Consider the following 12,476-nt stretch of genomic DNA (forward strand, 5'->3'; position numbering starts at 1 on the left):
ACTTTAATTATGTCGTATATTTTTTTGCTAAGAGGGATCTAAGGTGCATGCTGAACACAAAGACTGGCTAATGTGCCATGACTGCGGTGAGCTGCAAGCAGTTGTGGCAGTTTCTCCTGAGCACGAAATGGTATGCTGTGTTTGTAATAATGTTCTTCATATTGGTTATGGTAAGTGGTTGCAATCTGCTAGTGCTTTAGCAATAACTGCAGCCTTATTATTTCTTGTTAGTCAGTTTGCACCGTTTCTAACACTTGAAATTGGGGCGCAGAGTAAAACCATTACTATTCTCGATGGTTTTTGGGCGTTGTTTGAGCGTGGTAATTGGATTTTGGCGGCGATGGTTATCACCACCATCTTTTTATTTCCTCTATTTGAAATCTTTGCCTTTCTTTACTTATTGATACCGTACAACTTTAATCGCAAAGTTCCTGGCCAGTCGGTGATCTTGCGTTGGCTTGTGCAAGCCCAGTCGTGGAGTATGTTAGAGGTTTTTTTACTCAGTGTTGTGGTTGCCTCGGTCAAGATGGCAGATATGGCGTATCTAAAGTTAGAGCTCGGCGCCTATGCGCTGTTTTTACTGGTCGGTGTACTGATTTTAGCCTATTTAAAAATGGACAGGCGCAATATTTGGTCGTGGATGAATCCTAACAATTATTTTACCCAGTCAGATCAAGAAGTGGTTCACGATTGCCACATCTGTCAGGCGATGGTGGGGGAGTCCATTGTTGATAGTAAAGGTGAGTGTCCTCGTTGTATGAGTGCGATTCATAAGCGTGTGCCCAATAGTTTGCAGAAGTCGACAGCTTTTGTCGTGGCATCCATTATTCTATATATTCCTGCCAACGTATTGCCGATTATGACCTACACCTCTTTGGGGATTACAGAGACAGACACCATAATCTCTGGTGTCATTGCTCTTGTTGGTGCTGGTTTATATTGGATAGCTCTCGTGGTTTTTACAGCTAGTGTGTTAGTGCCAGTATTGAAACTTGTGATTCTGGCTTATCTTATTATCTCGGTTTACGCCGGCTGGACGACGGGAATAAAGCATCGCACCTTTTTGTATCGAGTTATAGAAGTAGTGGGACGTTGGTCAATGGTGGATGTTTTTGTGGTCACTATCTTTACTGCTATTGTGCAATTTGGCTTCGTTTACACCGTTGAGCCAGAGGCGGCAATTATTGCTTTTGGTGCCGTTGTCGTGCTGACCATGATTGCAGCAGAAACGTTTGACCCGCGATTATTGTGGGATGGATTAGAAAAACAAAATGATAAATAAAGCAGTTGTAAAAAAAATTCACGGTATATCACCTGTTTGGATTGTACCTATCGTCGCCTTAGCTATTGCTATTTGGATTGCAGTGCAAGCGCGTATAGAAAAGGGCACAGAAATACAAATTACTTTTGCTCAAGCCTCGGATATTATCGCAGGTCAAACATTGATTAAATTAAAAAACGTTGAAGTGGGGAAAGTTAAGTCGCTGCGTTTAAGTCCAGATTTAAAATCAGTAGTTGTCACAGCTGAATTAGATAGTAGTGTGTCATCTCATCTCAGTGAAAATACGCGATTTTGGGTGGTAACGCCTCGTATAAGCACTGCCGGTGTTTCAAACCTTGGAACCTTAATTTCCGGCGTATATATTTTAATGGATCCGGGTGAGAAAGGTCGTAGAAGAACTAAATTTGAAGGCTTAAATGAATCTCCCGCTTTTGAATCAGATGAGCCAGGTACTCAATATGTTTTGCAGGCAGAAGAGCTGGGTCGACTGCAAATAGGCTCCCCCATATATTTTAGGCAAATTCGTGTTGGTGAAATTACCGGATATAACTTATCAAAAAACAGTGAGGCTGTTGACGTCCATATTTTTATTCGTGCTCCTCACGACGAGATAGTTACGGAGCGCAGTCGTTTTTGGAATGTCAGCGGTTTTGGTGTCAGTGTTAATGCCAGTGGTATTAAAGCGCGAATGGAGTCTCTTGTATCACTAATTAATGGCGGTATCGCATTTGATAACGCGGCAGATTATGAAAAAAGTAAACAGGCTGATCCAACCCATCGTTTTTATTTACATCCTGATAGAGAATCGGTGTTAGAGGGGCAGTTTGATATTGAGTACTTTTACGTACTTAAATTTTCGGGCTCCTTAAGAGGATTAAGTGTCGGTGCACCAGTAGAATTTCGTGGTATAAAAGTGGGCGAGGTTGTAGATATCAAGCTAGCAAATTCTGACAATACGGATAAAAACCTTTATGTTTATATTTCCATGGAGCCTCAGCGTTTAGAGCCCAATACTTCGCCAAGCCGAGAAGAAGTTGATGAAAAAATGGATGGTATGATTAAGCAAGGGCTACGTGGACAGATGAAAGTCGCAAGTTTAATTACGGGATCTCGTTTTATCGATCTCGCGTTTTTCGATGATAATTCTGATGCGGCATTAATTCGAGGCAAAAACTATTCGGAGATTCCTACCATAACCGACGACTCGATCGATCTTATCACCAAACAAGTTTCTGAGGTATTAACGAAAGTAAATGCCATTCCTATCGATCAAATTGGTAATGATTTAGCGGGTAGTATGGCCAGTTTAAATAAAATACTGAGCACTTTGGAAAAAGAAAATACTGCGGGCAAAGTGGACGGTGCTGTTGCCAATCTTGAGCAAACCTTACAAGCTGCTAACCAAGCCTTACAACAAATGGCAGATACAATGAAGACTGTGGATCAGGCAATCGCTCCAGATTCTGAATTGAAGTACGAATTAAATGACATGCTGAAATCTGTTGGCGACGCCGCCAAATCATTGGAACTGTTTATGAATGAACTTAACCGTCATCCTAATTCGCTGATTTCTGGAGCGAAAAAAGATGAGTAATTACAAACGTTTTTTAAATACTATTATCATCAGCAGTATTGTCTTTTTGTTGCAAAGTTGCACGTCCAGCGGTCCTGCAACGAGCTTTTATTCGTTATTTGCTCATCCGTCACCAGAAAAAGTTTCCTTTAATAATAAGGGAACGACTATTGGTATTGCCCCAGTGACGCTTCCAGAATATTTGGATAATCCGTCAGTTATTAGTTTAACTGAAACGCAGAGAGTTAAAATCCTTGGTTACCATGCGTGGGCTGGTAGTTTTAAAGAGTCGATTAACCGTGTATTGGCCGATGATATTTCCAATATTTTAAACTTAGATGCGGTGTGGTCTTTTCCTTGGGACAATCGTATACGTCCAGACTATCAAATACGCATTGTGTTTGATGAATTAGCCGGTAAGCAGGGTGATAAAGTTCGTCTTAAAGCAAAATGGACGGTGCTAAATAAAAAGGGAAATACGGCTGTTCTTGTGGGTTCTAAAAATATCGAACAGGCAACAAACTCTAAGAGTGCCGATGATTATGTCGCAGCAATAAATAGAACACTTAATGAGTTGAGTCTGTCGATAGCAAAACAGCTAGCGGCTCGTTTGTCTGAGTCTTAACCCTAATCAAATATTTATTACTAATTTGTAGGGAGTAAAGAGCGCCCTACAAATTTTCTCAGTTAATTAAAGTTGGTGAAGATCATGAGTAAATCCTTGCAGGATCAGTTGCTGGGAGCAGGGCTGATAGATAAGAAAAAGGCGAAGCAAATAAGTAAAAGCCAGAGGAAAAAGAAGAATGAGCAATTACGCTCGAAAGAGAAGACCTTAGACGAAAGTAAAGCCAATGCTCGCCAAGCAATGCTAGAAAAGCAAGAGAAAGACCGTCAGCTCAATTTAGAGCGTAAACTTAAAGCAGATCAAAAAGCGATTGCTGCGCAAATTATTCAGCTTATTCAGCTCAACAAAATTAGCCGTAAAAATGGCGAAGTCAGTTATAACTTTAAAGATGGTACCCAGATTAAAAAAATATATGTCACCGAAAAACTGTTAGACCAAATTAGTGATGGGCGCCTATGTATTGCTCGTCTAGGCGAAGGTTATGAAATTATCCCCTTGGCAGTGGCAGATAAAATATTAGAGCGAGACGAAGAAGGCACCATCCTTGTTTACAATAGGAATACCACTACGGTTGATAATAAGGAAAATACTGAGGCAAAAGATTCCTCTACAGATGGTGATGATGATTACTACGCCCAGTTTGAGATTCCCGATGATTTGATGTGGTAGTTTTGGTGTGATTCTTTTATAGGTGGCAAAGTCAAGTAGCATCATTTAAGGGCTCACCCAATAAATTTATTGTGAGCCTTAATCAAATTTTTACAATATTCGGCAATGTATCAGTATTAGGTAACTATGTGTGCTGATTAACGGGATTGATTAGATATTATTAGAGTTATCTATTTCTAGAGCGGGGCAATGGGTGGTATATTTCCTCGGTTTCCGAATCGCTACCACTTGAGTAAGCCCCAGTGCTAGATGGAGTTGATGCTCCACTTCCTGTTATAGTACTGCGATCATCATCCGATGATAAATTATAAGGTAAGTGCCCTTCTGATTCAGAACTTTCTATTTCTACATCAGAATCAGAATAAAGGCGTTCCCTTATTTGGCGTGCATGCTCTCGTGCGGAAATTGACGCATAGTCTACAGGTCCGCTCCCATAATTTTGGTTGACAGTAACTCTAGTGTCATCTTCGGAGTTGTAATTGTCCGAGTTTGGCGTGCTAGCACCTGAGTTGTGTCCTGAACGTGCATTGCTGCCTGGCGCACTAATCATTACGGGGCTTCTTGTTCGACTGCTTTCGTAAGGGGTAGAGCTTGTGGAATAGCTGTTGACACTGCCGACAGTTGAAGGCGTGTTGACTGAGGGTGTGTTAATACTGGCTTTATACATAAAATTATCTCACCTATTTTTTCTGATGTTCTGTTTGTGACTTTCTTTAAACTATTGGTGTGATAACAATAGAAAATGTTGTATTTTTTATTTGGCATATAAAACAAGTGGATGATTAGGGCGTAAATTAATTTACTTTTTTGATTTCTATAATCATTTTATCGAGGTTAATTATTCACTAGAAAAACACTAAGAACCTTTATCTAACAAAGGCCGTGAAAAATAAGTATCACGATCAATTTCAGTTGAACGATAAAGCTTGGCAGGTCTTTTACCGCTTATTTTACTTTTCCCTGTTTCTTCTACCATTTTTGCAGATAGTACTCGTTGTCGAAATGACTTGGCTTGAAATTCTCTATTTAAAATAGTGCTAAATACAGCTTGTAATTCGCTGAGGGTAAATTCGCTAGGCATTAGTTCTATAGGTAGGGCTGTATAGCACGCCTTGGCACGCAAACGATCCAGCGCTTTATGTACAATGAGATTGTGATCAAAAGCCAACTTAGTCTGATCTAAATCCCTAACCGATAGCCATTTAGTATTCTCTTCTAATTCATTATCGTTAATTTTGGTAATGTCAATTAATGCAAAGTACAAAACAGTTAACGCCCATCCTCGCGGATCTCGAGAAGGGGAACCAATAGTTTCTACTTGTTCCAGATAGGCAGATTTAAGGCCGGTTTTTTCTTGTAGTTTTCGTTGTGCTGCGTCGTCGACTGTTTTGTCAAGAGCAAGATCAATAAACCCTCCGGGTAATGCCCACATACCTTTGCAAGGTTGTTGTTTCCTGCGTACGAGAAGAATGTTAAGTTCTCCTTCTATTAGCGAAAAAATTGCCATATCGACAGTCGATAGGGGAATATCATAATCGTGAATATTATAATTTTTTAAATACTCTTCTTCGCTCATATTGTTGTTTTGCTTATGTTAAAAGTTTGCTCATGTGGTATTTGTTAACAGGCCCTAAGGCCTGCTAGTAATTATTAATATTCCAATCTTTTTCTAATTTCCTCGAAGGTCGTTTCCTTTAACAATTTGCCGTCTTGAAAGACTGTCTGAAATATACCTTGTTGCTCTTGTTCCGGTGTTTGTTTATCAAATAATTGGAAGCCGTTATCTGTTTGCTCCACTCTTAAAAGTCCTATTGCAGATTTTTTTTCACCTTTATCTGTGACAGGATCTTTAAAGATATCGCGGCCTTCGCCTTTGACTTGACCCCAAGTAGCTTTCATGGCAAAACCAAAGGTATCACGTGTTACATGCTGATAAGTATAACTGCCGACACCAAAGACAACATTGGTTGAAGCAAAACCTTTTTCTTTTAGTTGAGCTAAAATTGCTTCCGCTCGCTGTAGTGTAATAGAATCCCCATAAATAATACCTACTCGATCGCTTAAGAGTTTATAGCCTTTTTCTGTGACACTTCCTCCAAAGATATCCCATAGACATTCGACAGCACCTTTGTTTTCGGGACTACCAGGTTTTGCATCGGGGTCACCACAAATGACTTTAACCGGGTCTCCACTATCTGGACGAAATACGACTTTTGAGAATCCTAGGGCATCACGTTTACGATTTAATATATCGTCTTTGAGTTCTCTAGCAAACTCATTAATTACCTGCCAAAAGTCCCAGGTATCCGATACGATACTGACGATCCCATGGGGATATAAATCATTAATAAGACGCTTAAAGGTATCTATTTCACTTTCCTTCGTGCCCATACACATAACACTATGCTCTGTGGCTGGGACAGAGACACCTACAAGTTCTGATGCCTTATAATAATCTTCGGCATAATCAATAGCGGCGACGGTATCCGTTCCCATAAAGCTAGCAAGATGACCTAGGCCCGCGAGTGCCGCATCCTCAGCTCCACTCATCCCTCGAAAGCTAAAGTCGTGAGCCTGAATAGGTAAAAAATCTAGTGGTGCACCTGTATCATCAGCAAATTTTTTTAGGAGACGCTTATATTCGTAAGCTATAGTTGCTGTGGTACAGGGTTTCCAGACTTCCGCACTGATGCTGGTTTCCAAATAATTTGTTAACCAAAAAAACTCTGGCAACGTGTTAACTACAGTAAACACTGGAACTTTAATATTCACCCTACTGCCTTCTTCAAGGGCTTTAATTTTTATTGGTAAGTAACCGAGGTCGTGTAAAGCTTCTATATGCTCTGTAGATATAGCATCTTCCCCCAGAGATGTATCCATACGTCGCTTATATTTTTTAAGCACGTCTTCTTTGGGTTTGTCGAAAAATTCTCGCTGCCACTGTTCAATTAGGATTCGCTTTATATAAGCTTGCAAGCCAAGAAATACCACTCGTTCATCAAAGCCTTCTAGTACATTTGCCAGCCTTGCTGAGCGAGGGGTGAAATTTGAATACACATACTCCGTGCCTTCAGGATATTGACGTCTGTGGTCTGCTTTGTAGAAATCAATGGCCATTAAGGGATTCATCATTTACTCTCCAAAATTGTATTCAAAATTAATAACATTGAGTTTGGCACTCGTTTTTTGTGGGAAACTCGTGGTTGTGATAACTCTATCGATGAGATTATCGAAAACTTCAATTCCTTTACTGAAGATTCCGTGAGTTACGAATAAGATAATTTGCTCGACCTGTTTTGCACGAAGTTGTTCTGCTATTTTGATGAAGGTAAAGCCCCCATCGCAGATGTCGTCAGAAATAATAGCTATTTTACCTGTCAGATCATCCGCTAGAACGCGTGTCTCTTTTATCATCCCTGTGGCCGGGTCGCGCTGTTTTTCGCAAAATATAAGATCTTTGAGTCCGAGGCTATTCTGTATTTTTTGACAACGATTAACCGCGCCTTTATCAGGACATACCAACACAGTATCCGGCGCTTTTAGTAAATCTTGTAAATCGCTGTTAGCTGAAATGATATCGGCTGCTTCCACGTTTATAGCGCTTACTAGCTCAGAGCCTACGGCACTATGACAATCCCAGGTGACGAGCTTATTAATATTCATCGTCTTTAGAAGATTTGCCATTACCTGTAGGGAGAATGCTTGCCCAGGAGCACAGACCCGGTCTTGTCGTGAATAGGGAAGGTAGGGGATTTCCAAATTGATAGTGATATCTTTGCCAAACTCTTCGCGTAAGGCGTTTTCAATTAGAAGTAAGTCCAACAAATCTGAGGTTGATCTTACTCGTGCTCTGATGCAAAGCTCTTTGGTTTCTAATGGTGTTAAATCCTTCAGTTGTATGTGTCTTTCGCCGCCAGAAAAGTCCATTGCGCTATAGGGAATTTTGCTACCGTCTAGTTTGCAAATTTCAATCCTATTTACATTCATATCAGTGTCCATATTTTCACCAATCTATATTTAAATTTGTACCGGGTAAATATATTGTCTGTGAGACAGTAAATATATATATTGTCACAGAGACACTATATTGTCAACAAAATGATGGGATGTAACGATGAGAAAAATCCGGTATCGTCGATTTCACTTGTATCGCCACACATTACTAACACTGCTTTTGGGGGGTAATAATTATGAAAGCCGCAATCTACCACCAATTTTCAGGCCCTGTGAGCGTAGAACGGGTGGAAGATCCCACACCGAGTAAGCATGGTGTCGTTTTGCAAGTTAAGGCGACGGGTTTATGTCGCAGTGACTGGCACGGATGGCGAGGGCACGATACGGATATTGTTCTACCTCATGTACCTGGTCACGAAGTGGCAGGGGTAGTCGTTGATGTCGGTGAGCATGTGCAGCACTATAATATTGGTGATCGTGTCACCTTACCCTTTGTTTGCGGTTGTGGAAGTTGTGGCGAATGTGCATCGGGTAATCATCAAGTATGTGAGAAGCAATTTCAGCCTGGGTTTACCCACTGGGGATCATTTGCTGAATATGTTGCCATTGATTATGCAGATAATAATTTAGTGCTTCTACCAGAGAGCATCGATTTTGCAGAAGCTGCGGGCCTGGGGTGTCGTTTTGCTACCTCTTTTCGAGCTGTGGTGAGTCAGGGTAATCTCTCTGCCGGACAATGGCTGGCGGTGCACGGGTGTGGTGGTGTTGGTTTATCAGCAATCATGATCGCCAATGCATTAGGGGCGAATGTTATCGCCGTTGATATAGATGATCACAAACTTGAGTTTGCTCGATCCTTAGGAGCAGTTGCCACAATTAATGGCCAAAATAATGATGTCGTTGAAAGTATCATGGATGTTTCTAATGGTGGTGCTCATGTCTCTGTAGATGCCTTAGGCCATCCCATGACCTGTTTTAACTCCGTATCCAGTCTGCGAAAGCGAGGCAAACATATTCAGGTGGGTTTGATGGCTGAAGATGATGGTTGTGCAAAGATTCCGATGGCTAAAGTGATTGCTAATGAGCTCGAAGTGATTGGTAGCCATGGGATGCAAGCTCATCGTTATGTAGACATGTTAGCGATGATTGAAGCTGGAAAGTTATCGCCAGGCAAACTTATTGGCCAGCGTATTAGTTTGCAAGAGGCGACACGAGCATTAGTTGATATGGATAAATTTGAAGGTACGGGTGTCACTATTATTGATCAGTTCTGATGTATGGGCCTAAGCTCAGGCCCGAATTCTCTGAGTGGCTTTTGGTAATTCTCCGTAGTGGCGTTTATACGCCGAAGTGAAATTACTCGCGTGCTCATAACCGACAATTTCTGCGATACGTGAAATACTCAGCTCATGCTCACTTAGCATTCTTTTTGCAATCGACATACGATATTGCTGGCAATATTCAAACACAGTTTTTCCATGAATGGCTTTAAAGCTATTAGAAAGTTTATTGCGGTTGGTGCCAATACTTCTAGCTAGTTGTTCCAGCGACGGTGGTGACGTATAAAGCTTATGCAAAATAGCCTCAGCTTTTTGGGTGATATCGACATTTTCTTGGTAACTAATGCTACTCTGGCAATTGCCAATAGTGTGCTGAAAATTTTGTAAAATCTCGTCGACAAGCTCGTAAGTTTTACCGCTAATAAAACAAGCTCTTAGATCTAATGATGATTTATTTTTGCAGATCGCGTCAATAATCTCCACGCTTTTTTTGGATAAGCGAAAGTTTTTTCCCGACAATGTTTTCAATTCAGGACATACTGACGGGTATATACAATCAGCCAGCGCATCAAGAGGTAGTTGAAGAATAAAAATAAATGCACAAGGTGAAGCTTTTAATTGAAGGCTAATGTTTTGTTGTGGTAACAAAAACATAGAAGCGTGTTCAGAGGGGATTAAATGGGGTTGCTGGCCATCACCTTTTATATTTATATGGCAGCCCTGAGTAAAAAATAAATTAACATGTTTTTCGTTTGTTAATAGCCTAATTGATTTGTTAAAAGATTTTTTTATTTGAGCAAAGATTAATTCAGAATTTGGTGTGGGTTTAAAGAATTCCCAAGCTCCATGTGACGTTTCAGTAGGTAGACCTGTGTAATAGTCAACATTTTTTTGTGTTATAAGGCGCCATATTTGTGTTGGTATACTGTTTATTGTCTGCTTATCTGTTATTAGAGACACTGTTGAGTTTCCCATAGAGCTTTTATTTAATGTCTATTAATCTATTTTATATACGTTCCGTTAAACAAATTCCTCAATAATATTCTCAATCACTGAGCTGCTTAGAAGCCATTTTATAACGTTCGCACTCGCTGATACAGCTTTGAAAATTACCTCAAAATGCTTACCTACTTTATGCAAACTCCAGTTTATGGGTTATTTTTGCCTTGACTCAATTGTATTTGCAAGCTGAGAAACAGCTTCTTGGGCAAAAGAGTCGTTTCTTTTTAAAACAATTTTACAAAAATGTAAAATTGTAGTGTTGCTTATGATATCCATTAACAGTGCAACGAGGCCGCTTGGGGAGAGAAGTATTAGCTAATTGGTCTTCCGCTTTTATAAGACGTGCCATGACGTTGAATTCATATATGTGTAATTATATTAAAAAATGCGCCATTATCCTTATAAGTTATAAATATTAATTTATTAGAACCGAAAGGTTAAATTTGCTCACATACTTGAAAACAAACTAAGAATGAGCGGTATGTTATGGCTAGCATAAGCAACAAACAGAAGCAAAATTTCAATGAGATATCCCCTCTGCGCTTAAGTAGTGCTGGATCTATCCAACCCCAGAGAGAAAATTTTGATCGGTTTTCTTCGAATCGGTCAAATATTTGGAACTCCAATCACAACTTGCGACCGAATGCGATTAGTTTTGGTCAAACGGGTATGGCCTCAAATATGCAGGTAGATAACTCTTATGGTGCAGTGGCAAAGAGTGCCAAAAACTATGCGGGGCAAAATCATCACAATTACTCTAATAATGGCCAAACTACACAGGGTAACTTTGGTTCTTCCACTTCAAGTCCGCAAATGGTTGATTTTGACTTTAACCCTTTTGCCAATAAGATTGATTTTGGACAATCTGATTTTGGCTCAGGTATGGGTTTAAACAATAGTTCTAATCCTCTCACAAAAAGCTTAAATAATAATGGTGGTTTTAACTCTATTGGCTCGGCTTTCGATCTGTTATTTAAGACACTAAATCTTATAGATTCATTATTATCATCTAATAAACCTTCAAACGGAATGAGTGAGGGAGGAGATTTAGACAAAAAACCTACCCATGCTAGCCCTGAGTCTTCTAAGCCTATATATAACGACCAAGGAGAAAACGGAGTTGAAAAATCAAATTCAAAAGAAATAGATCATAAGCCAGCAATCAAAGATGACAAAACCATTTCCAAAGATAATGATAAGAGTATTTCTAAGGATAGTGATAAGGGTATTTCTAAGGATAAAGAGTCATCTGTGGATAAGAAGCCAATAAAAGATAATGAAAAATTAAAAGAAACAAATCGTGAGCCCATCAAGGAGAACAGTAGTAAAGCTACATCTCCCGACAACGTCACAAACACTGAACCAGTTAAGCCCACTAGTGGCGGCAAAATAATGCAGTCGACAGCCGACCTTAAAAAACAAGGCTTTGTATTGGAAGGCGGAGATCCTGGTGCAGGGGGTGGTAAATTCGTTTTTGATGCCCGTAAAGAAAAAGTAAAAACCCCAAATGGAGGCGGTGACCGTCACGAAATGAAGCTTGATAAGAGCTTGCGCACAGCAACTGACAAAACCCAAGAGAATTTTTCGGCAAGAATAACTCCTTCTCTTTCAAAAGGCTCTAAAGCGATAGTATTGCAGCTTCATCCATCATATAAGGGCGCTTCTGCCGCGTTATATGTGGCTGATACTAATGAAAAAGGCAAGGTTAACGGAACTGCAAACGATGGTCAGTTTGAAGTTTACTTAAAAGTTAAGGAAAAAGATGGCAGCAAAAAAACGTTTAATTTTGGTACCATCAAAAAAGGGCAGAGTATAGATGTCAATTATTCAAACGATCGAGGTAAGTTGCAGGTCTCTGCAATGGGTAAAAAAAGTGATGTATACGATGTTCAACGGTCTGATGCTGACTATTTGAAATTTGGCTCTTACTTACAAGCGAAGGATGCAGTAACAAATAAAAGAGCTGAACGTGGAGAGGAAGAAGCGTTTTATAAAAAACGTAATATTAACGAAGCTAGAGTTATGTTCGAAAATATCCAGTATGATAGGAAAGTGTTCTAGTACGCGTATCTTAGAGAACTTCTATTAAAA

11 protein-coding genes are annotated in these 12,476 nt (G+C 40.0%); 6 read left to right on the forward strand and 5 right to left on the reverse strand.

The window, feature by feature from the left end; genetic code table 11:
• Positions 1–43: 43 nt before the first annotated feature.
• From BVC89_RS03120 to BVC89_RS03135, 4 genes are all read left to right on the forward strand, one after another.
• Positions 44–1,282: a paraquat-inducible protein A gene (locus BVC89_RS03120; protein WP_245929328.1), complete on the forward strand. Its 1,239-nt coding sequence runs from the start codon at positions 44–46 to the stop codon at positions 1,280–1,282.
• On the forward strand, positions 1,272–2,876 hold the full coding sequence (locus BVC89_RS03125; RefSeq protein ID WP_086929806.1) for a PqiB family protein: 1,605 nt from the start codon (positions 1,272–1,274) through the stop codon (positions 2,874–2,876). The genes BVC89_RS03120 and BVC89_RS03125 overlap by 11 nt, the downstream gene beginning before the upstream one ends.
• Complete coding sequence (locus BVC89_RS03130) at positions 2,869–3,480, forward strand: PqiC family protein (protein WP_086929807.1); 612 nt, start codon at positions 2,869–2,871, stop codon at positions 3,478–3,480. Before BVC89_RS03125 ends, BVC89_RS03130 begins: the two co-directional genes overlap by 8 nt.
• 84 nt (positions 3,481–3,564) lie before the next feature.
• The gene (locus BVC89_RS03135; protein ID WP_086929808.1) at positions 3,565–4,149 is read left to right on the forward strand and encodes a DUF2058 domain-containing protein; all 585 of its coding nucleotides are present in this window, start codon (positions 3,565–3,567) and stop codon (positions 4,147–4,149) included.
• 166 nt (positions 4,150–4,315) lie between these two features.
• Here BVC89_RS03135 and BVC89_RS03140 read toward each other — a convergent pair whose 3' ends face one another.
• The 4 genes from BVC89_RS03140 to prs form a co-directional block, all read right to left on the reverse strand.
• On the reverse strand, positions 4,316–4,816 hold the full coding sequence (locus tag BVC89_RS03140; protein WP_086929809.1) for a hypothetical protein: 501 nt from the start codon (positions 4,814–4,816) through the stop codon (positions 4,316–4,318).
• Between the two features lie 189 nt (positions 4,817–5,005).
• Positions 5,006–5,725 (reverse strand): NUDIX hydrolase, encoded by a 720-nt coding sequence (locus BVC89_RS03145; protein ID WP_086929810.1) that lies wholly within the window; start codon positions 5,723–5,725, stop codon positions 5,006–5,008.
• 74 nt (positions 5,726–5,799) lie between these two features.
• A complete protein-coding gene (locus tag BVC89_RS03150; RefSeq protein WP_216825081.1) occupies positions 5,800–7,281 on the reverse strand; it encodes a nicotinate phosphoribosyltransferase in 1,482 nt (493 codons plus the stop codon).
• Positions 7,282–8,148: a ribose-phosphate diphosphokinase gene (prs, locus tag BVC89_RS03155; protein ID WP_216825082.1), complete on the reverse strand. Its 867-nt coding sequence runs from the start codon at positions 8,146–8,148 to the stop codon at positions 7,282–7,284.
• Between the two features lie 191 nt (positions 8,149–8,339).
• Here prs and BVC89_RS03160 point away from each other — a divergent pair, with 191 nt between their 5' ends.
• Positions 8,340–9,377, forward strand: coding sequence for a zinc-dependent alcohol dehydrogenase family protein (locus BVC89_RS03160; protein WP_086929811.1), 1,038 nt, complete (start codon positions 8,340–8,342; stop codon positions 9,375–9,377).
• A gap of 15 nt (positions 9,378–9,392) precedes the next feature.
• Here BVC89_RS03160 and BVC89_RS03165 read toward each other — a convergent pair whose 3' ends face one another.
• Positions 9,393–10,343 carry a helix-turn-helix domain-containing protein gene (locus tag BVC89_RS03165; RefSeq protein WP_158657761.1) on the reverse strand — a complete coding sequence of 317 codons (951 nt, stop codon included), beginning with the start codon at positions 10,341–10,343 and terminating at the stop codon, positions 9,393–9,395.
• Between the two features lie 711 nt (positions 10,344–11,054).
• On the opposite strand from BVC89_RS03165, the gene BVC89_RS03170 reads away from it, so the two are divergent.
• Complete coding sequence (locus tag BVC89_RS03170) at positions 11,055–12,446, forward strand: polysaccharide lyase family 7 protein (protein ID WP_158657762.1); 1,392 nt, start codon at positions 11,055–11,057, stop codon at positions 12,444–12,446.
• Positions 12,447–12,476 lie beyond the last annotated feature (30 nt).

Origin of the sequence: Agarilytica rhodophyticola, from assembly GCF_002157225.2 — a bacterium.
GTDB classification, from domain to species: Bacteria; Pseudomonadota; Gammaproteobacteria; order Pseudomonadales; family Cellvibrionaceae; genus Agarilytica; species Agarilytica rhodophyticola.

Excerpts from the sequence above, each read along its gene's own strand:
- BVC89_RS03150 (WP_216825081.1), bottom strand. The coding sequence starts at position 7,281 with ATGATGAATCCCTTAATGGCCATTGATTTCTACAAAGCAGACCACAGA.
- prs (WP_216825082.1), bottom strand. The coding sequence starts at position 8,148 with ATGGACACTGATATGAATGTAAATAGGATTGAAATTTGCAAACTAGAC.
- BVC89_RS03140 (WP_086929809.1), bottom strand. The coding sequence starts at position 4,816 with ATGTATAAAGCCAGTATTAACACACCCTCAGTCAACACGCCTTCAACT.
- BVC89_RS03170 (WP_158657762.1), top strand. The coding sequence starts at position 11,055 with ATGGCCTCAAATATGCAGGTAGATAACTCTTATGGTGCAGTGGCAAAG.
- BVC89_RS03160 (WP_086929811.1), top strand. The coding sequence starts at position 8,340 with ATGAAAGCCGCAATCTACCACCAATTTTCAGGCCCTGTGAGCGTAGAA.
- BVC89_RS03135 (WP_086929808.1), top strand. The coding sequence starts at position 3,565 with ATGAGTAAATCCTTGCAGGATCAGTTGCTGGGAGCAGGGCTGATAGAT.
- BVC89_RS03125 (WP_086929806.1), top strand. The coding sequence starts at position 1,272 with ATGATAAATAAAGCAGTTGTAAAAAAAATTCACGGTATATCACCTGTT.
- BVC89_RS03145 (WP_086929810.1), bottom strand. The coding sequence starts at position 5,725 with ATGAGCGAAGAAGAGTATTTAAAAAATTATAATATTCACGATTATGAT.
- BVC89_RS03130 (WP_086929807.1), top strand. The coding sequence starts at position 2,869 with ATGAGTAATTACAAACGTTTTTTAAATACTATTATCATCAGCAGTATT.